Annotated in this window: 16 protein-coding genes and 1 pseudogene; 8 read left to right on the forward strand and 9 right to left on the reverse strand. The window is 38.9% G+C overall.

All coding sequences use genetic code 11. The features are described 5' to 3' along the window. Positions 1–1306 (reverse strand): sugar porter family MFS transporter (locus Q0X66_RS02140; protein ID WP_297702838.1); only part of this gene is annotated, 1306 nt, incomplete at its 3' end. Positions 1307–1459: 153 nt separating this feature from the next. Between Q0X66_RS02140 and Q0X66_RS02145 the strand changes: the two genes are divergently transcribed. The 3 genes from Q0X66_RS02145 (at position 1460) to Q0X66_RS02155 (ending at position 3016) form a co-directional block, all read left to right on the forward strand. Beyond that, a complete protein-coding gene (locus tag Q0X66_RS02145; protein WP_297702839.1) occupies positions 1460–1750 on the forward strand; it encodes a hypothetical protein in 291 nt (96 codons plus the stop codon). A gap of 113 nt (positions 1751–1863) precedes the next feature. Beyond that, positions 1864–2001 (forward strand): hypothetical protein, encoded by a 138-nt coding sequence (locus Q0X66_RS02150; protein WP_297702840.1) that lies wholly within the window; start codon positions 1864–1866, stop codon positions 1999–2001. 13 nt (positions 2002–2014) lie between these two features. After that, complete coding sequence (locus Q0X66_RS02155) at positions 2015–3016, forward strand: acyloxyacyl hydrolase (RefSeq protein ID WP_297702841.1); 1002 nt, start codon at positions 2015–2017, stop codon at positions 3014–3016. A 230-nt stretch (positions 3017–3246) separates the two neighbouring features. Here the strand turns inward: Q0X66_RS02155 and dapB are convergent, their stop codons facing one another. Then, entirely contained in the window at positions 3247–4014 is a 768-nt protein-coding gene (gene dapB / locus Q0X66_RS02160; protein ID WP_297702842.1) for a 4-hydroxy-tetrahydrodipicolinate reductase, read from the reverse strand. Positions 4015–4019: 5 nt separating this feature from the next. Continuing rightward, positions 4020–6290, reverse strand: coding sequence for an aminotransferase class III-fold pyridoxal phosphate-dependent enzyme (locus Q0X66_RS02165; RefSeq protein WP_297702843.1), 2271 nt, complete (start codon positions 6288–6290; stop codon positions 4020–4022). 231 nt (positions 6291–6521) lie between these two features. Here Q0X66_RS02165 and Q0X66_RS02170 point away from each other — a divergent pair, with 231 nt between their 5' ends. Continuing rightward, complete coding sequence (locus Q0X66_RS02170; protein WP_297702844.1) at positions 6522–8651, forward strand: glycoside hydrolase family 97 protein; 2130 nt, start codon at positions 6522–6524, stop codon at positions 8649–8651. A 389-nt stretch (positions 8652–9040) separates the two neighbouring features. Next, entirely contained in the window at positions 9041–9589 is a 549-nt protein-coding gene (locus Q0X66_RS02175) for a hypothetical protein (RefSeq protein WP_297702845.1), read from the forward strand. A gap of 131 nt (positions 9590–9720) precedes the next feature. Here Q0X66_RS02175 and glk read toward each other — a convergent pair whose 3' ends face one another. Next, positions 9721–10791: a glucokinase gene (gene glk, locus Q0X66_RS02180; RefSeq protein ID WP_297702846.1), complete on the reverse strand. Its 1071-nt coding sequence runs from the start codon at positions 10789–10791 to the stop codon at positions 9721–9723. A 224-nt stretch (positions 10792–11015) separates the two neighbouring features. Beyond that, positions 11016–11633, reverse strand: a complete 618-nt coding sequence (locus tag Q0X66_RS02185) for a hypothetical protein (protein WP_297702847.1) — start codon at positions 11631–11633, stop codon at positions 11016–11018. 588 nt (positions 11634–12221) lie between these two features. Here Q0X66_RS02185 and Q0X66_RS02190 point away from each other — a divergent pair. Next, a complete protein-coding gene (locus Q0X66_RS02190; protein WP_297702848.1) occupies positions 12222–12683 on the forward strand; it encodes a hypothetical protein in 462 nt (153 codons plus the stop codon). Positions 12684–12725: 42 nt separating this feature from the next. On the opposite strand, the gene Q0X66_RS02195 is transcribed toward Q0X66_RS02190, so the two are convergent. Beyond that, complete coding sequence (locus Q0X66_RS02195) at positions 12726–13247, reverse strand: 5'(3')-deoxyribonucleotidase (RefSeq protein ID WP_297702849.1); 522 nt, start codon at positions 13245–13247, stop codon at positions 12726–12728. 205 nt (positions 13248–13452) lie between these two features. Between Q0X66_RS02195 and Q0X66_RS02200 the strand changes: the two genes are divergently transcribed. Beyond that, on the forward strand, positions 13453–14100 hold the full coding sequence (locus Q0X66_RS02200; RefSeq protein ID WP_297702850.1) for an ElyC/SanA/YdcF family protein: 648 nt from the start codon (positions 13453–13455) through the stop codon (positions 14098–14100). A 61-nt stretch (positions 14101–14161) separates the two neighbouring features. Next, positions 14162–15415, forward strand: coding sequence for an NRAMP family divalent metal transporter (locus Q0X66_RS02205; RefSeq protein WP_297702851.1), 1254 nt, complete (start codon positions 14162–14164; stop codon positions 15413–15415). A gap of 15 nt (positions 15416–15430) precedes the next feature. On the opposite strand, the gene acs is transcribed toward Q0X66_RS02205, so the two are convergent. The 3 genes and pseudogenes from acs to Q0X66_RS02220 all read right to left on the reverse strand — a co-directional run bounded on the left by acs (position 15431) and on the right by Q0X66_RS02220 (position 19870). Further along, positions 15431–17338, reverse strand: coding sequence for an acetate--CoA ligase (gene acs / locus Q0X66_RS02210; protein WP_297702852.1), 1908 nt, complete (start codon positions 17336–17338; stop codon positions 15431–15433). A 12-nt stretch (positions 17339–17350) separates the two neighbouring features. Then, positions 17351–17699 (reverse strand): annotated as a pseudogene (locus tag Q0X66_RS02215) (cation acetate symporter); the annotation flags it as partial. Between the two features lie 230 nt (positions 17700–17929). Beyond that, complete coding sequence (locus Q0X66_RS02220) at positions 17930–19870, reverse strand: OmpA family protein (RefSeq protein WP_297702853.1); 1941 nt, start codon at positions 19868–19870, stop codon at positions 17930–17932. Between the last annotated feature and the right edge of the window lie 10 nt (positions 19871–19880).

The raw sequence follows: 19880 nt of genomic DNA on the forward strand, positions 1-19880 counted from the left end.
TTTTAAGCATAATGGGGAAGGTCATGGTAATAGTAAAGTTAGATCCCCATTGGGCTATTCCACAAACTGCCAGCGCTGCTCCTCTATATTGATTTGGAAACATTTCTCCCAGCATAACCCACATTACGGGACCCCATGAGGCTGCAAAAAAGGCAATGTAACAATTAGCCGCTAATAATGCATAGGTGCCGTTATTTCCTTCTAAAACAAGATTATTTAAACTATCCACGGTTGCCGTTCCAAAAAGATAGGCAAGTACTCCCAGCATTACCGCCTGCCCGATAGAACCCACTAACAACAAAGGTTTTCTGCCTACCCTATCTACCAGAATAATAGCTACAATAGTGAAAAATATATTAACACTTCCGCTAATGACATTGGTAAGTAACGCATCGGCCTCTGTAAATCCTGCTGCCTGCCAGAGTGTAGCACCATAATAAAAAATCACATTAATACCCGTAAACTGTTGAAGTACGGCAATTCCGATACCAATCCAGACTAATGGATGAATTTTGCCGGTATATTTACTGATGAGATCACCGAGTTTGGGGCGGCTATCCACTCTTACCGTTGATTTTATATCTGCCACCTTGGCAGTGGCTTCAATGGCATTGCTAATTTTAGAAAGTACTTTGAGCGCTTTTTCGGATTGGTTTGAAGCCACTAAATACCTTGGTGATTCAGGGATGAAAACCAGCACAATTACGAATAAAGATGCCGGCAGTATTTCCGCCCAAAACATCCATGACCAGGTTTGAAATCCCATCCAAAGTACCTCTTCGGCACCACCGGAAATCTCCACAAGTAAATAATTGCTCATAAATGCCAAAAACAGACCAATTACAATCATGAGTTGTTGTAATGTGGCCAGCCGGCCTCTGATTTTCGAAGGGGCAATTTCACTGATATAAAGTGGTGCCAATATACTGGCTGCACCTACAGCCAGCCCACCAACTAATCTATAAATAACAAACTCCAATGAACCTTCAGAGATACCGGAACCCCAGGCACTGATGATAAAAACCACAGCAGCGGTCAACATCATTGGTTTTCTTCCGAACCTGTCAGCCAATGTACCGGCGAAAAAGGCACCCGCAACACAACCCAGGAGTACCGAGGCAACATTAAATCCTGTGCCCGCGGCATCGGAGTTAAATGCGGCCTGTAAGGCATCGACAGTACCATTTATCACTCCGCTGTCAAACCCAAACAAAAATCCACCTATCGCGGCAACGGAAGCCAAAAAGATGACCCGAGGTAAATTGTAACTCTCAATGTGTGCGGATTCCTGGTGTTGATCACTCATTTTGTAAGGGATTAAGTAAGGCTTCTGGTGCCCAAACTGGGTTTCGTTTTTATTAGTTAATTTCTGCTAGTTGTTTACGAAGAAACATTAAATAACCTACACTACAAAAAAAAGGTTAAAGAAACTTCATTAGCACTAAAAAACCATCATAAAATGATGGCGTTTTCAAGTTCAAAATGTTCGGGCGGGACTCGCGAGGCCTCTGCCGAGCAATTCCCTCCATTAAATCTCCACCAAGTTGCAATAATTCTAATAATTACTTCTCTTCATTTTGCCTTGATGCAAAACGAAGCAAAAAATCAAGAAGGTTTTGAGGTAATTTTTGGCTTTCGCCAAAACCGCAATTGCCCTTATTGCTGCATTCTCTTTTTCGTCTGGCGAAACGCACTTCCGTTGGAGGCATTGTTATTTCCGGAAAACCTACAGAAAACCATTAAACAATAACTTTATTTGATTGTTGACGGTGCTAAAAATGTACCTTCAGGATTAACTACCAACTAAGGAAGCTGCAAAGACTAGTTGCAAATTCTTAGGATTATTATCCAAAAAAAAGGTAAATGGATCGTAAATTGGCTGAAGATACATTCAGACACCAATTATTAATTTCGGATGAGGTTAAGTTTGAGAATTTGTTGTTTACTTATTGGAGTTTTCCTTTCCTCAACGGAATATTCTTTCTCTCAGAATACAAGTGACTCACTTAATTCAGTGAAGCTGGTTGGGCTCAAATTTCATAAAGGATCTGTACTTATTCATAGCCGTGAGCTCAGACCAATTAAAGATTCCTACCCTACCGGAATTGAATTAGATTTAGGGTGGCATAAGATATCTCAAAAAGCCTGGGAGTCATGCATGTGTTATCCTAAACTTGGAATTGCTCTCACCTACTGGGGATTTGACAATAAGGAAGTGCTCGGACAGGGGATAACCGGACTCTTTTACATCGAACCCGTTTTTAACACTAAGGGAAGAGTGAATTATTCCATTCGGGCGGGTTTGGGTTTATCTTATCAGAACTCCCCATATGATTCCCTTTTAAATCCCAACAACTTAAGTTACAGCACCTATCTGGCGTTTCCCTTGCAGCTTGGAGGAACAGTACATTTCAGAATAAACTCCCGGTGGTTATTGAATGGTAGTCTGATGTATAACCACTTTTCAAATGGGGGTATCAGGCAACCAAATAAGGGTATTAACTGGCCCTCGGTTGGGGTTGGTCTCGCATATTATTTAAAAGAGTTTGAATTTAAGAAAAGGGCTGTCAACAACTGGAGAGACATTGCCCCGCCTCAAAAAAGGTTGGATTTTACATTTTTTATTGCCTATGAAGAACCGAGAGATAATCTATTCCTGCTTTCCCCCGGACTAGAAATCAAATGGAGCAGGCAGTTTGCCAGGGTAAATGCCTATACCCTCGGAGGAGAGGTCATGTATGATAACGGTACCGGGTACGTACTTGAACAGAACGAAGATGAAGCTAGTCCAGTGAAGGCCGGAATGGCTATTGGTCATGAATTCTTACTTGGCAAGTTTCTTTTCAGCCAGCAATTTGGAGTCTATCTCAACAATCCTAATCCCATGCACTCAGATTTGTATCAAAGATACGGGCTGGTTTTCAGAATCAACAAAACCCTAAACGCAGGTATCAATCTGAAAGCACACGGTCATGTAGCGAACTTCCTTGATTTTAGAGTGGGTATTTCCCTTTGAGATTAGGAATGATGCAGATTCTCGCACACATGGAATTAAGTACAGCATCATACAGCCCTCACTGCTATTTCTGGAAATCCTTCGAGTATAATTTCTCAATCTACTTTTCCATTTAAAAAATGTTAGGGCGGGACAAACCGATCCCGATAGCTCCTTCTCCATAGTATTAGGAATCAGAAGCTATATGGAGAGGTAATTCCCACATAGAAATTCCTTAAAAAGCCACCAAGCTAAATGTTTTTTGCTTCAAAATCCAGAGCAGCATCCAACCCTATTTCCACTCCCTTTATTGTTTTTACATAACGAATGGCTAGTAAAGCTCCATTAACAAAAGATTCATATGAAGTACTACTATGATGTATTGAGAAAATTTCTCCCTTATTACTAAATGCAACCTCCTGATCAGACAACAAACCTTTCATTCTCAATGAGTGAACGTGAACCCCTGAAATCAATCCTCCCCGTGCCCCGCTAACTACCTCTGTGCTATCTTTCTGTTCTGCCGAAGTTCTGTTCTTTCCTATTCGCATGGCTGTGGCCAATGCCGTACCTGACGGGGCATCTGGCTTCGAATCTTCATGCCGCTCTATGATCTCTGCCGAATCAAAATAAGGTGAAGCCATTTCAGCAAAACGCATCATCAACACTGCTCCTATTGAAAAGTTAGGTGCGATTAGACACGCTGGATCATCTTCGCCCCAAAAAGATTTTAATTCTGCTATTCGAACTTCGGTAAAACCAGAGGTCCCTGCAACAACAAACATGCCCTTAGCGTGCCACTTCTTAAGATTTACCATAACCACATCCGGATGTGTGCATTCAACCATGATTTGAGCATCCACTTTTTCTTGCGAATCATCGACCTCAATCCCTGCCACAGTTTTACCGGCAAGGCCTGGTGCATAAGCACCGGTAAGTTGCAGTTCGTTTGTATTTGAAATACCATGTGCAATTACACTGCCCAATCGGCCCATTGCTCCTGAAACGGCTACTTTCATATTGCTTATGTTTTATAGTGTATTTTCAATATGTGATCTACTTGTTCAACAGTTTTAAATGCATCTTCTTTGGAAAAGCATAAAGGAGGTTTTGTTTTCAATACACTGTTATTCGGACCATCAGTACTAATAAGGATATGTCGATTTCTTAGTTCGTTCTTAATATAATGTGCCAGCCCGGTATCGGGCACCATACTATTATCCTTTACAATTTCAACCCCAAGATATAATCCGGAACCCCTTACATCTCCAATACAAGGATACCTTTTTTGAAGCCCTGATAATATTGATTTGTAATATTCCCCAACAATTTTAGCATTTTCCTGTAAATTTTCTTCATCAATAACTTCCAGAACCGACAAGGCAATTTCGCAAGACACAGGGTTACCCCCAAATGAACTAAAGAACTCCACTCCATTCTCAAAAGATGCCGAAATTTCTGAAGTGCAGACTAAAGCTCCCATAGGATGTCCGTTTGCCATGGGTTTTCCAAGAATTACCATGTCGGGAATAATTTCCTGAGCTTCGTATCCCCAATAATGATCCCCTGTTCTGCCAAATCCTGTTTGTACCTCATCATCTATACAAATACCTCCCTGCTTTCTTATAGCCGGATACAGGTGTTTTAAATACCCTTTTGCCAAAGGTACCTGCCCACCACAACCAATAATAGGCTCGCTTATAAATGCTCCAATTGGTGTCTCTGAATTTTCAACCAGTTTAATGGCTTCTTCCGCATAACTTCTTCCGGCACTGCCATTATCATTAGTATACTTACCCCTGTAAGTATCGGGAATAGGTGCTACTAAAATATGCTCTTTTTTTCCTCGCCCTTTCGGATTATTAAACTTATAGTAGCTCACGTCAATAGCGGCCAGGGTGTTCCCGTGATAACCATGCTCCATGATCATTACATTTTCATGACCGCTATGGATATTAGCCATACGAAGTGCCAAATCAGTAGCTGAGCTTCCAGAGTTCACAAAATAAACTTTATTTAAGGAGTCTGGAAATTTGGACAATAGCTTTTCAGCATATTCATTTAAAGAATCATAAAGATACCTTGTGTTCGTATTTAGTTTTGCCATTTGTCGCTGCCCGGCTTCCACTACCTTTGGGTGAGAATGCCCCACATGCGGAATGTTGTTGTATGCATCCAAATAAGTATTCCCATAGGCATCGTACATGTATTGAAATGCAGCACGTTTCATGTAAATAGGAGCGTCATAGCTTACAGAAAGTATTGAACTCAAATATTTATTTCTCTTCTCTATTATCTTTTCAACAGCTGGTGGATTTTTAGCCGGAAATCCGGCTGCCTCACGAAAACAATTTTCTGCAGCAATTGGATTTATAGCCAACCAACGATATAGCATTTGCCATGCATTTTTTTCGCTCACAAAGGCATATTCATTATCCCCATTTTTTGCTCTGGTATTAGCAGAAATACAGACACTTATACAAAGTCTGGCAGCAATGAGATAATAAAGTACTTCTAATTCTATTTCTTGAACAGCTAATATTTCATGATATGATTTTAGTACTATAGAGGCCCATTCTAATGGATTATCTTTATCATAGCAGGCATAAGTGATTGCAATCGCCAATTCATTGATAAGAAAGGTATGCGTCATATCACCAAAATCTATAATTCCGGAAACTTCTTCCTGTGCAACCAGGACATTCCATTCATTGGCATCATTGTGGATAATAGCTGTTCGTAACTCCGGGAGGAAAGGCAGGACATTTTCCTCATATTGTTTAAAATAATAATGAACAATACTTCTATCTTTATTCTTCGGAATATTTTCCAGGTATTTTTTGCTCAGATGCAGGTGCTGAATATCCCATTTTAATTTCCTGGCTGCAATTCTGTAATCAGTAAACTCTTGAAGTTTCAGGTCTAACTGGGCGAGAAACTTACCGAAAGATTGGAATAACTTTTTTGTATGCGGTACCTCCACCAGAAACTTACCATCCAAATAGGATAACATTCTACAGATACATTCCTGCCCATTGATATTTACTAAAGCTGTATATCTTTGGTTCTTTGAAGGAATGGGAGTTTGTATGCTCCTCTGGCCTTCGTTTTGTAGAAATAGAAGTGCGTTGTTTTCTGCCTCTACCAATGTCAGTGTATCCTGGGTATATGGATACGTTTTGAAGATATATTTCTCTGTAAGCGTTTCAACAAGGTAGTTGGCATTGTCTAAGCCACTAAGTTTTTCAACTTTTATAGCATTTATACCAAATTGTTCATGTAAGATTGTCTTCATCGAAGCTTCAAAAATAGTGTTAAAAGCGTTGCCATAGGAATCAGGATTAAACACCCTAAACTAGCAAAAAAGTTAGTGGAAACAAGGTGTGTACACCAAATTATTCTTAAATTTTTTGCTTCCAAATGAGTATAACTTTAGATAATAGTCTATCTAAATAATGTATTTCTATTTGTTTTTAAAGGCAATTCAGTCTCTTTGATTGAAAACTATAAAATATTATCTTGCCGTATGACCAGAAAAATCAGATTCTTAAACTTATTGCTTGCACTCGCAATCTTATATGGATGCCAGCAATCTCCCTCAACCCTATCAGTAAAATCTCCCTCAGAAAGTAATGACGTTCTACTCTCATTAGACAATGAAGGTGGCGTCTTTTATCAGGTTCTTCACCATGGTGAGGTCGTAATCGATACCTCCTATTTAAGTTTTGAATTTAAAGACCAGCCTGCTCTGGCCAAAGGACTTAGGATAGTAAGTTCAGAAAGCGCTTCTCAAAATGAAACCTGGGAAATGCCCTGGGGGGAGCAGCGTGAAGTGGCAAACAATTATAACCAGATGATGATTCATCTGGAAGAAAAAGAATCACCAAAAAGAAAGTTTGATGTTATTTTCAAGGTCTATGATGATGGACTTGGTTTCCGGTATCATTTCCCTGAGCAAGAAGCGCTCTCAGAAGTCATCATTACAGATGAAAATACGCAGTTTCAGCTTACCAGCAATCCTATGGTTTGGTGGATACCCGGAGATTGGGACATTTATGAGCAACTGTATAGTACCACGCCATTCAATAAGATAGATGCCACGAGTAAACGGAACCACCCCAATCTGGCGGCTACCTATATTCCGGAAAATGCCGTGAATACCCCTGTTACTATGAAAACAGAAGATGGCTTGTACCTGAGTTTTCACGAAGCCAACCTTACGGATTATGCCGGGATGACTTTAAAAGTTGATACCGTAAATCTTTCGATGCAAAGTGAGCTGGTAGGATCAGACATTACCGGATATAAAGTAAAAAGGGAAACCCCTTTTAATACCCCCTGGCGTACTATACAAATTGCCGACAGAGCCGGTGATCTCATTGAGTCAAAATTGATTGTAAATCTTAATGAGCCTAATGCATTGGGCGATGTTTCCTGGATAAAACCAATGAAGTATGTTGGTATATGGTGGGAGATGCACCTTGGGAGGAGTACATGGGACTATGCAGGCACTCAGGATATGAATAGCTGGGAAAATCTTGCAAATGCAAAACCTACTGGAAATCATGGAGCTACTACCGAAAATGCAAAAATGTATATAGATTTTGCTGCCGCTAACGGGCTTAAAGGACTGTTGGTAGAAGGTTGGAATACAGGATGGGAGCATTGGATAGGGTTTGAGGACAGAGAAGGTGTATTTGATTTTGTTACCCAATATCCGGACTATGACTTAAAAGAAGTTGTACGCTACGGAAAAGAAAAGGGAGTTGATTTGATTATGCACCATGAAACATCCGCAGCACCAAGAACTTATGATCAGCAAATGGATGCGGCCTATGACTTAATGGAGTCTCTGGGAATCCATTCCGTCAAAACTGGCTATGTAGGTAAACTGATACCGAAAGGGGAATACCACCACGGACAATGGATGGTGAATCATTACAGAAGGGCCTTGGTAAAAGGGGCAGAACACAAGGTGGCCATCAATGCTCATGAGCCTATTAAGGCTACAGGCATTCGGAGAACCTACCCGAATGCCATTGCGCGGGAAGGTTTACGCGGCCAGGAATTTAATGCATGGGCGACAGATGGGGGTAATCCCCCGGAACATTTGCCAATTGTGGCCTTTACGCGTATGCTTTCCGGACCTATTGACTTTACACCCGGTATTTTTAAGATAAAACTGGCGCCGGATAAACCTGATAATCAAATAAATACTACTCTGGCACAACAACTCGCATTGTATGTGGTAATCTACGGCCCTGTACAGATGGCTGCGGATCTCCCCGAAAATTATGAAGGACAAGCTGCCTTTCAGTTTATAAAAGAGGTGGGCGTGGACTGGGAACAGAGTAAAGTACTGGATGGGGAAGTAGGCGACTTTGTAACCATAGCGAGACAAGAACGGGGAACAGAAAAATGGTTCGTCGGATCCATTACTGATGAAAATGCACGTGAGGTAAATATTAATCTGGACTTTTTACCACCATCAAAGAAGTACAAAGCCATAGTGTATACTGATGGAGAAAATGCGCATTGGAACGACAACCCTGGCGATATTGAGATTCAGGAAAAAGATGTGGATAATACAACCATTCTAACTATTCAACTGGCACCCGGAGGTGGAGCCGCTATAAGTTTGGTGCCTGTTGAATAATCCGGTGATTGTATCAGCTATGGGCTAAATTCGTTGAATATTTAAACTTCTCTGAAATTAGAACGGAATGCATTGTCTCATCGTCGTTTGTTTGCCCTACCATCTTATTCGTATTTAATTAAAATGACCTTCCAAATAGCTTTGGTAAAAAATAGGGGTTATTCGGACATTAAAAGCAGCCATTAGTCCTTTAATACTATTTTGCCTACACTTTTTCTTTAAATTTAATTTGATCAAAAGGAGTCCTGAATAAAAGTACCGGTGTTCCTTACATTTATTCGGTTTCTGACAATCTCCTTTCCCAATCCGGCCTTTAAAAAAGACGGATATAATTACCACCGTTATTGCTTGCGCATCCTATTATTAATCTAACACCAAAACAATTAATTATGAAAACATTTTTTAAAGCAGTATTAACTATGGCCGTTTTACTGGCCCTATCCTGTACGCAGGAAAGCGTTACAGACGGCACAACAGAAGATTTGACCGCTACGGCCGTAAGGGCTGGTAAAAAAGTGGACCGGCCTATTAAGAACTCCATTGTCAGTATTGACAAGTTAGACGGATCACCAACTACTTTCACCGGTAATATGTCCCACCTAGGTAAAATTACTGGAACCGTTGGGACAGGAATTTTTGATTTAAACTTTGTAACTGGAATTGGGCTTTTCACCTCCGCCCCCGATGAAGACATTATCTATGCAGCCAATGGAGATGAATTACACACTCAATCGGTGCTAACCTTTATCTTTAGTGAAGATTTCCTTTCTGCAACCTACATGGGTTATTTTGATTTTACAGAAGGTAGCACGGGTAGATTTGACGGAGCAACAGGGCGCATGTATATTAACAATGGGGTATACATGAGTAGTGAAGATGAGAATGGGAATCCAATAGACGTATATACCCATAATGCAGCTGGAAGAATTATCTATTGATGGTTACCTATTAGATTTTAAGATATTAAGTCTGAAAATAACATGCTTAGTAAAAGCCGGTAGAATTCTACCGGCCTTTTTTGTTTCTGAAGCAAATCCAAAGGCACTCTTTATTACGCTTTATAACTTTTTCATAAGTGTATAGCACCGTAATAAGCGGCTCCCAGGAGAGGTGTCTTGTCATTTAAAACTACTTGTACCGGCATTTGTTGAAGCAAGGGATTCATTCGGCCAGCCGCAACAAAGTTTTCCGAAAAAACTTCCCGGTTTATCATCCTGAGTATTTTTGGAACAATCCCCCCTCCAATATAAACTCCTCCTGTAGCCTTGGTCTTTAAGGCCAACTGGGCAGCTTCTATAGACAGATAGCGCACAAATAAATCCAGGGTTTCTATACAAATCGGGTCCCTCTTTTCATTGGCAACAGTGGTAATAACAGCAGCGGCATCGCCCTGTTGAATTTTGTCCTGAAGCCATTTGGGTTCCGGCATTCCCCTGAAATCCCTTAAAAATTGATAGATACCATAAATACCAGGGCCGGATACGACTCGTTCCCAACTTACATGCCCATACTTTTTATGCAGGTATTTCCATAACTCCCAATCCAGTTCGTTACGAGGACTAAAATCGCAATGTCCCCCTTCTGTAGCATAGGGATGATAATGGGCCCCATCCCAATAGAGTCCGGCCTCTCCAAGGCCCGTGCCAGGCGAAATGATGACAGCGTTCCCAGGTATATTTGATCCTTCTTTTAGAATTTCAAAGTCCGTCTTACGAAGGGCCGCCAGACCATAGGCATTGGCCTCCATATCATTGATAAGAGTAACCGAACTAACCTGGAGTTCCCTGCTAATTTCTTCACTATTTATTTCCCACGGAAAATTTGTCCCTTTTACTTTGCCTTTGATTATAGGGCCGGCCACACCAAGGCAGATCCCATCTATAGCAGATGAAGTATCCCTATGAAAAGAACGCACCATCTCCATAAAAGAATTATACTCCTTTGTTCGATATGATTTCTCCCTTAATAATGTAAGTAGTCCTTTATGGATTTCAAAAAGTGCCAGATTTGTTTTTGTTGCCCCAATATCACCTGCTAAAATGACGCCATTGACATTAGCGGTATTTTTATTAATGGAAAAGGCCAATGGTATTTGAGAATCATGCATAAGTGGTAATGAATAGCTCTCCTTTTTTTTCATAATAGTGATCTGTTAAGCATTGGTAATGATCTTGTACAAAAATATAAGCACGATCCTATAGTGCTGGTAAGTACTTTCATTTATAACCGTTTAAGGCAGATATTACCAATAGGCATACAAATATCTACTGGTTACTAATGGTTTAAAATGATTTAAGTCATTAGGAACAAATAATACATTAGTCGTTAAAGTGAAATCAATTAAATTGAAGAATGGGAAAAGTTTTAAACTACCTGTGGTTCCTCATCCAATCGCATGGCTACAATTATTTTACCAATAAAATAACCAATAATAAATACGGCTGCGGATATGGCTACAATAATTAGCATTGCGCTCCATACCTCTGTAAGTGGTATACTGTTAGTGGGAATTTTTTCCAATATCTTTAAGCTTCTGAAAATTCTAAATGGAAAACTAAAATAATTAATCAGAGCATCCTTGAATTCACTAAACGTATAGAACATATAGACATTGCTGGAAATTCCATAGGCTATAATACTCAAACCAAACCCAAACATTCTGCTGTATGTTTTGCTATACTCAATTTTGTCAGATTTTGTAATTATCCCATTTGAAGGAAGCCCATTTTCCATTATTGATTCTTTTGAACCTTCCTTGTTTCTGTATTTTTTTACATATTCCCGTGAATAGTAAATCCAGCAAAATATTAAAAAAAGAGGTGTTACTACAACAATCAGCGTAACGCAAAAAAGCAGAAGTATTGTAACCAATTCACTAAGTCCATCATAATTGAAATAACCCTCAACCGGAGCTTCACTAGCCTGTAAAACATAAAAGGTATTTACGAAAAAATTATAATAATTGAGAACTAAGTGGTTCATTTAAAAGTAATATAGAATTAAATTCAATTTTAGCAATAGACCATGTTCATAATACAAACTCAAACACATTCTGCAAATAGTGAATTTGTCCAAATCAGAAACATTTTTTTAATGTTACTCTATTTTACGCAATATTTGTCTCTTAAGCAAATGGAGAGTGACAGAACCGTTCATTCCTTGTCCCAATGGGCGGATTTATTTATCTAATAATCCCCAATTCATGAAAGTTTTAATTTCCTTATTAAAAAAATTACTTCCGTAAAACAATTAACACTAACTTTAACCTGCTAAGAAAATCATATTATGTCAAAAGGTAGAGACTCCAAGAAAGCTGTCAAAAAAGAACCGCTCTTAACTGCAAAAGAGAAAAAAGAAGCTAAAAGAATTAAAAAAGCCAAAAGAGGCTAATTACTGAATTCAAAATCTTCGTGTCAAAAGATAAATTAATATCGGAACATTTCGGGTAAATACCTGTCCTCAATAATTAAAGAGCTTTTTGTAAATATTGACACCAGATTTAGCTGTAATGGTTTAAATGAAGTAACTTTGCTTCTTTTTAAACAGTCTATAAATTATAACTAAATCATAATGAAAAAATTCAGGATCCTGTTTGCGCTAACAGTTTTATGTTTGACATTCAGCACAATCTCGTATAGTCAGACAAACATTGAAGCAGGTGTACGAATTGGTGATAATATCGGTATTGACGGAACTATTCCGCTTGGCATCTCTCCAAGGCTTCATCCCACGGTCTATTTAGAAAATTTTGGTGTAGGTGCGTATTTTGATTGGCTTTTCGCACTCAATGATGGTCCGGAGGGTCTTAAATTTTACCCCGGGGTTGGCCCGGAATTTTTCTTCGAGAATGATTTTGATTTTAATATAGTGGGCAATTTTGGGGTAGAGTATTCCTTTAAATTTCCATTGACAATTGGATTCGACTGGAGACCCGGTTTTGCTGTAACTAATGATTTTGACTTTATCACCAGTAATTGGGGATTCATGGCGAGATATCGTTTTAAAGAAGGCGGATTTAGAAGGGTAGATTAGCATTCAATAAGATATGTCCTATTCTGAATATTAAATGAAAATCTACAGCAGTTTTTCAGCTACTTCCTGCCAGTTATTTACCCGCTCAAACCCATTTGTATTTATATTATGTGGTGAGGTAAAAATTATGGATCTCCCCTCAAAACTTTCCAGGTTGTATTTCCGGTCATCAATAAGGATATCTCCCCTAAGTATGTGTTTATCCCCGCATAATATTCGCCGTTTCCAATCTATAAATGGAAAATGTTCATCTAACCAATAATGTTTCTCAATCAAAGAATTTGGAAATTGCATGGCCGCCGAAGCAATAAAAACGTCGTACACTTTGGTTAACTCCTTAATCACTTCTTTACTTCCCTCTATAGGAGGCAGGGCCCGAAAAAAGCCCACTTCATGGCAGTGCCTGTGAATCCTGCTTCTGCGATCTTTAGGGACACTTTGCCACACTTCACCTCCACTACAATCTTCTGCAGTTAGGTTTTCTCCGAATTCTTTATTATAAAACGCAATATGCGCCCGATAGGTATCCGCTATTACCTCATCCATGTCTATAAATAATGTCATAAGTAAAATTGTTTATCCCAATTACGTAAAAATCCTAATACTCAGGAATTGATTACCAAAATGTTAACCAATTGGTAATGATTACGGCATTAAAATTAACTAATAGATAATATAAAAGTTCAATTTTTTAGGTTGAAGTTGATTTTTTTGTTTTTGTCCATATGCCCAAAAAGATAGCGGCCGTTTCCTTACCTTTAAAATTGAAATGAAAATATCGATTAAAAAGAAATATCGTTTTTTAGTAGCCATTACGCTGCTCTTATCAATTCTCGTTGTAGTAGTTTCCAATTTTACCATTGAAATTTCAGCCAGAGGAAAAACCTTTACTGATCTGGCAAGTATGCCCAAAAATAAAGTTGGCTTGGTACTAGGTACTTCAAGAATGCTTGTGGAGGGAGGTATAAATCCGTATTATGCACATCGTATTGACGCAACCATTGCACTTTATAAAGCAGGAAAAATAGAGTTTGTTTTAGTAAGTGGAGATAATGGAACTATTTACTATAACGAACCAACTACTATAAAAAAGGACTTAGTAGAAGGCGGGATACCAACTGATAAAATATATCTGGATTATGCAGGTTTTCGAACATTGGATTCTATGGTAAGAGCAAAATATATCTTTGGCCTTGATAATGTTACGGTAATCTCTCAACAATTTCACAATGAACGAGCCATTTATATCGCCGAAAAAAAAGGCCTTAAGGCTATAGGTTTTAATGCCAAAGGGATTTCCGGGAAACAAGGCATTAAGGTACAGTTTCGGGAATATTTGGCGAGGGTAAAAGTATTTATAGATCTACTTTTAAATACACAACCCCGGTTTTATGGTGAAAAAATAGAGATAAAATAGGCGCCGCCTTTTTTTGTATAAAATAACCTATTTTAGTCACAGTAAGTTAACCCAACCATACATGTCAAAGTTTAAAAAGCTGCTTAAAAACCTTGGCCCCGGGCTGTTGTTTGCTAGTATGGCGATAGGCACATCGCATTTGGTATTATCTACTAAAGCAGGTGCGCAGTACGGCTGGGTCATGGTGATGCCAATCATCCTGGCAAATATTCTGAAATATCCGTTTTTTGAATTTGGAATACGATATACCAATGTAACCAATAAAACCCTGATAGAAGGATATCTCAATCGTGGTAAAGGCTATTTGTGGCTTTATGCTTTTATTACTCTGGTAACCACATTTACAATCCTTGCGGCACTTTACGTGGTGACTGCCGGATTGTTCATAAACCTGTTTAATGTTCAAAAGCTTTCAGTTGCCATGGTTGCCCTTGGTTTATTTATATTTATTAGTACCCTGCTAATCATAGGTCGCTATCGCTTTCTGGAGACCTCCTTAAAATTCGTCATCTCTATTTTATTTATGGCTTTACTTGTTACTACATTTTTAGTGATTTATAAAGGGCAGGTAGAACCGGTTACCGGTTTTGTAAGACCTCCAATATTTAATGAGGTGGGTATCTTGTTTTTAATTGGATTGATTGGCTGGATGCCCACAGCTGTTGAAGCTTCGAGTTGGATCAGCCTTTGGAGTCTGGAAAAATATAAATTAAATAAGGTCAAACCCTCCTTAAAAGAAGCATTACAGGAATTTAACTCCGGGTATTTGCTGACCGCGGTACTTGCTATTTTCTTTTTAATCATCGGTTGGATGACCCTTTATGGCACAAATACAGAATTGAGCGGTAATGCCATTACGTTTGCAGATCAGGTTGTCCAATTGTTTACTACCCATATTGGTAGCTGGGCATATATTTTTATAGCTGTAGCTGCCTTTGCGACCATGTTTAGCACCTGTATGACTGCCCATGACGCTATATCAAGGGTAAGTATTGACATAGTTGGTTTGCTTACCCCAAAGAACAAAGATTTTACCGGAAGGAAGTATTACGCTACGGGGGTTGTCCTTTTGGCACTCGTTAATTTTATTGTAATTACAGCCTTTGGAGCGAATATGGGTACCCTGGTAGCACTTGCAACTTTTGTTTCTTTTGTTTTTGCCCCGATTGTCGGTTATATGAATCTAAAGAACGTAATGAGTCATGATCTTCCTAACAATTTTCATCCCAGTAAGGGGTTACAGGTCCTGACTTTCGCCGGAATAATATTTCTTTCGCTGTTTGCAATTTATTATTGCTGGATGATTCTTTTTTAAGAAAGCAATCCTAACCTATAAAGCATTATCCATAACCTCTTTTACAACTTCAGGATTTAGTAGTGTACTAATATCCCCAAGGTTTTCTGTGTCTTTAGAAGCAATTTTTCGTAAAATACGTCTCATGATCTTGCCACTTCGTGTTTTAGGTAAGCCGGAAACAAACTGTATTTTGTCTAACTTGGCAATAGGGCCAATGTGTTCGGTGATTTGCTGGTTTATCTCTTTCCTAAGATTATCTTTAACTCTGGCCTCCCCAATTTCCTTTAGAATCACAAAACCGTAAAGTGCATTTCCTTTAATATCATGTGGGAAACCAACAATGGCGGATTCAGCGACAGCGGGATGTTCATTTATCGCATCTTCAATTGGTGCAGTTCCCAGATTATGACCTGAAACAATGATCACATCATCAACCCGACCGGTTATTCTGTAATATCCTACTTCGTCTCTCAGGGCACCATCTCCTGTAAAATATTTGTTTTTATAGGCAGTAAAATAAGTATCCCTGTACCTGTCATGATCTCCCCATATGGTTCTTGCAATTGAAGGCCATGGAAACTTGATGCACAACCGCCCGTCTACCTGAATTCCCATAATTTCATGACCTTCCTCGTCCATGAGTGCAGGTTGTATCCCTATAAAGGGCAAGGTTGCATATGTTGGGGTTGTTGGGGTAACATATGGTATAGGTGAGATCATTATTCCACCAGTCTCTGTTTGCCACCAGGTGTCTACAATAGGACTTTTGCCGCGTCCTATATTGTTATTATACCAATGCCAGGCTTCTTCGTTAATTGGTTCACCAACAGATCCTAAAACTTTAAGCGAAGAGAGATCGTATTTTTCAACATGTTCAAGGTTTTCCTTTGCCAATGCCCTTATTGCAGTAGGGGCAGTATAAAACTGATTTACTTTATGCTTTTCAACTACCTCCCAAAATCTTCCATAGTCCGGATATGATGGAACCCCTTCAAACATAACCGTAGTTGCCCCGTTTGCCAGGGGACCATAAATAATGTAGGAATGACCGGTAATCCATCCAATATCTGCTGTACACCAATATACATCACCATCCCTGTATTGAAATATATTTTTAAAGGTATAGGCTGTATATACCATATAACCTCCGCAAGTATGCACCATGCCTTTGGGTTTCCCTGTTGACCCCGATGTATAAAGTACAAAAAGGGGGTCTTCAGCTTTCATTCGTTCCGCATCACTATCTGCATAAGCATTATCCAATAATGGTTTTAGCCACAAATCCCGGTTCTTCTTCATCTTTACTTTTCCTCCGGTACGCTGAGCCACCAAGACCTTTTCTACCCCCGGACAATCTTCCAGGGCCACATCTACAATACCCTTCAGGTCAATTGTTTTATTTCCCCTATAGGATCCGTCAGATGTAATTACCATTTTACAGTCACAATCATTTATCCTGGTAGCTAAAGCATTTGAAGAAAAGCCTGCAAAAACAACAGAATGTATGGCTCCAACCCTGGCGCAGGCCAATACAGTATAGGCCAATTCCGGAATCATAGGTAGGTACACACAAACACGGTCCCCTTTTTTTATTCCGTTATCCTTGAGTACATTAGCCATCCTGCATACACTTTCATGCAATTGCCCATAAGTGATATGCTGAGCTTCTTCTTTAGGATCATTCGGTTCAAAAATGATCGCAGTAGTATTGCGCTTAGTTGGCAGATGCCTATCCAGACAGTTCTCCGTTATGTTGAGCTCTGCACCTTCAAACCATTTAATTTCAGGTTTTGTAAAATCCCAACTTAGCACCCTATCCCATTTTGAGCGCCAAACAAAATGTTCTTCAGCTATTTCTTCCCAAAAAGCTTCAGGGTTTTGTACAGACTTACGATAAACCTGAAAATATTCTTCTAAATGTTTAATGTGATAATTACTCATGCCAACTATATTTTAATGAGAATTTGCTTCTATAACACCGCCAGGTATTCGAATTTTCTCCACAATATCCTGGACCTCTTTTGGAGGATCCGGGGTAAATAAGGATATAATAATAGATATTATAAAGTTAAGCAACATAGCCACAGTACCAAAGCCTTCAGGAGAAATTCCAAACCACCAATCTTTTGATGTCCCCCCCCTGAAAATATCGAATTTAAACTTTGGTATACAAAACAACATGGCTACAATACCTGCGATCATACCTGCCAGAGCACCTTCTTTAATTAATCTTTTTATAAAAAATACCCATTACTATGGCTGGGAAAAAAGAGGCAACGGCTAAACCGAATGCCTGGCTTAATTTGAAAGGTACTGTAGGTTTTTTTTCAATGCCCTTTGGCTTTAGAATTACGACTTATATAACTATATATATCTCTATGTCTAAATATAGGTATTCCCGATAATTAATGGGTGTGCAAAATAAAATTTTTGATTTGCCCGTTGAGATGTTATGCCAATAGAAATGTTACATGCATATATGTAACTAGTGCGGACAGCATGCACAAGACCACTATCAATAAAGAAGTAGACTTAAAATATAAGATCGTAATTTAAGACAACTATTAATTGTCTCTCATTCTCATTATGCAACTGTTCAAGGCAGAAAACCCCATTCTTACAAATATTGATTATTTTATCCTCTCCATAACCAATGGAGTACAAAATATTTGAAGATGAAACACCATGCTCCTCTAAGTAGTCCTTCATGGCATCTGCACGCCTTTGTGATAATCTAAAATTTGTGGCTCCGCCACCGCGACTATCGGTATGAGATTCTATTCGCAATTGTAATTGAGGAAAACTTTTGATGGCAATCACAGCTTTGTCCAGCTCCGCAGCCACTTCAGGAGTTATTTTATAATTACCTTTTTGAAAATAAAACTTCTTCAATTTTATTACAGTCTGATCCTCCTTTTCTTCAACAAGATCATCCAGAAACAGAAGTTCCATATCCACTATATTATTATCATCAAGACCTTTGATTGCCGTTTCATCAAAAGACTGGATTGAAGCAGAATATCGCTCTTTGGAAACCTCAAGCATAAGAGATTCTCTCCATGGAATTTCCAATCTGTAGGTCCCATCTTCCTTGGAATAAATTTCCCTAATCAGGTTTTGGTCAGTATCATATATTCTAACAGCCGCCTTTGAGACACCCTCTTTTGAGATTGAGTTTTTTACCTGACCTCTTAGCACCAATGTTTTCAGTCCTGGTTTCTCATCCACATTAAATCCATAAATATCATCTTTGCCTTTGCCTTCAGCCCTGTTCGATGAAAAATAACCGGTAAGTCCCTCTGTTTTATTGTTTTTAATAATGAACCCAAAATCATCCTCTTCAGAATTAAGACCTAAACCCAAATTAACCGGAATACTGAAAAATTCATCACCCTGCATTTCCGACTTATAAATATCCATTCCTCCCATCCCGTAAAAAATGTCCGAAGCAAAGTAAAGACTATTTTCAAAAACAAATGGTGAGACCTCGTTTCCGGGCGTATTGATCCTTGAGCCCAAATTTATGGGCGCAGACATAATTTTTCCTTCATTAGTATCTACATAATAAATATCTGTACCCCCATATCCATCTGGAAAATTAGCTGCAAAGTAAAGCCTGCTGGTTGTCGCATCATAGAAGGGATAGTAAAAAGATGTACTGGGATCTCTTAATAGGTATTGGGCGGTTCCATCCCCGGAAGTCATCATAATCGCCAGGCTATTCTTACCATTTTCATCAAAAGTTAACTGATCATATTCTTCATTGGAGCTCACATAAAAAACAGCATCCTTGGTTTCAGAATAAAAAGGTGTCGCCTGATGGAATTCTGATGCCGGAACATCCAAAAAAGGATTGGGATTGAGGATCTGACCATCAATCCCTACTTTGGCTACAAATATTTCCAGGTACTCTTTTTCCTGGTTTGGCTTTTTTTTGCTTGTTTTTAGACTTCTGGTACTGGTAAAAAGTAATTTATCATTCTTGTAGAAAGATGGTGAAAAATCAGAAGCAGGACCATTGGAATTGATATTGAAAATTTGATAATCCAGGTCATTGGCCTTTTCAGAATCCTGAAGTTCATAATTAAATTCCGCGTTTTCCAATAGCTCATTGGAAAGAACATCGGTTTTTGTTGCCAGAAACGCCTTCACTCTATCCTGACCGGAAGTTTTTGCCATGGCTTGCAACATATTATTAAAATGATACGTACTTATCTTAGTATCTTCTTTATATATCTCAAGATAGGTGTCAGTCGCATTTTTATAATTACCCGTTTGTAAATAGGAATCTGCTAAATTTAGTAATTGCCTTTTACTTAAAGGTTTTTCATTTTTCTCCTTTTTATATTCAACAATTGCCTGTGGGTATTTGTACTCAAAAAAGAAGTCATCTCCTTTTGATTTTTTATCCTGGGCAAAAGAAAAGCTGCTAACAAACAAAAAAGCAATCAGAATTAAGAATGTATATTTCATTGCCTGTGCG

The sequence above is a fragment of the uncultured Eudoraea sp. genome, assembly GCF_947260015.1.
Taxonomy (GTDB): domain Bacteria; phylum Bacteroidota; class Bacteroidia; order Flavobacteriales; family Flavobacteriaceae; genus Eudoraea.

What these genes read in the sequence shown, in the direction of transcription:
- Q0X66_RS02145 (WP_297702839.1), top strand. Translation starts at nt 1,460, where the DNA reads ATGATGGCGTTTTCAAGTTCAAAATGTTCGGGCGGGACTCGCGAGGCC.
- Q0X66_RS02150 (WP_297702840.1), top strand. Translation starts at nt 1,864, where the DNA reads ATGGATCGTAAATTGGCTGAAGATACATTCAGACACCAATTATTAATT.
- dapB (WP_297702842.1), bottom strand. Translation starts at nt 4,014, where the DNA reads ATGAAAGTAGCCGTTTCAGGAGCAATGGGCCGATTGGGCAGTGTAATT.
- Q0X66_RS02165 (WP_297702843.1), bottom strand. Translation starts at nt 6,290, where the DNA reads ATGAAGACAATCTTACATGAACAATTTGGTATAAATGCTATAAAAGTT.
- Q0X66_RS02170 (WP_297702844.1), top strand. Translation starts at nt 6,522, where the DNA reads ATGACCAGAAAAATCAGATTCTTAAACTTATTGCTTGCACTCGCAATC.
- Q0X66_RS02175 (WP_297702845.1), top strand. Translation starts at nt 9,041, where the DNA reads ATGAAAACATTTTTTAAAGCAGTATTAACTATGGCCGTTTTACTGGCC.
- glk (WP_297702846.1), bottom strand. Translation starts at nt 10,791, where the DNA reads ATGAAAAAAAAGGAGAGCTATTCATTACCACTTATGCATGATTCTCAA.
- Q0X66_RS02185 (WP_297702847.1), bottom strand. Translation starts at nt 11,633, where the DNA reads ATGAACCACTTAGTTCTCAATTATTATAATTTTTTCGTAAATACCTTT.
- Q0X66_RS02190 (WP_297702848.1), top strand. Translation starts at nt 12,222, where the DNA reads ATGAAAAAATTCAGGATCCTGTTTGCGCTAACAGTTTTATGTTTGACA.
- Q0X66_RS02195 (WP_297702849.1), bottom strand. Translation starts at nt 13,247, where the DNA reads ATGACATTATTTATAGACATGGATGAGGTAATAGCGGATACCTATCGG.
- Q0X66_RS02200 (WP_297702850.1), top strand. Translation starts at nt 13,453, where the DNA reads ATGAAAATATCGATTAAAAAGAAATATCGTTTTTTAGTAGCCATTACG.
- Q0X66_RS02205 (WP_297702851.1), top strand. Translation starts at nt 14,162, where the DNA reads ATGTCAAAGTTTAAAAAGCTGCTTAAAAACCTTGGCCCCGGGCTGTTG.
- acs (WP_297702852.1), bottom strand. Translation starts at nt 17,338, where the DNA reads ATGAGTAATTATCACATTAAACATTTAGAAGAATATTTTCAGGTTTAT.
- Q0X66_RS02220 (WP_297702853.1), bottom strand. Translation starts at nt 19,870, where the DNA reads ATGAAATATACATTCTTAATTCTGATTGCTTTTTTGTTTGTTAGCAGC.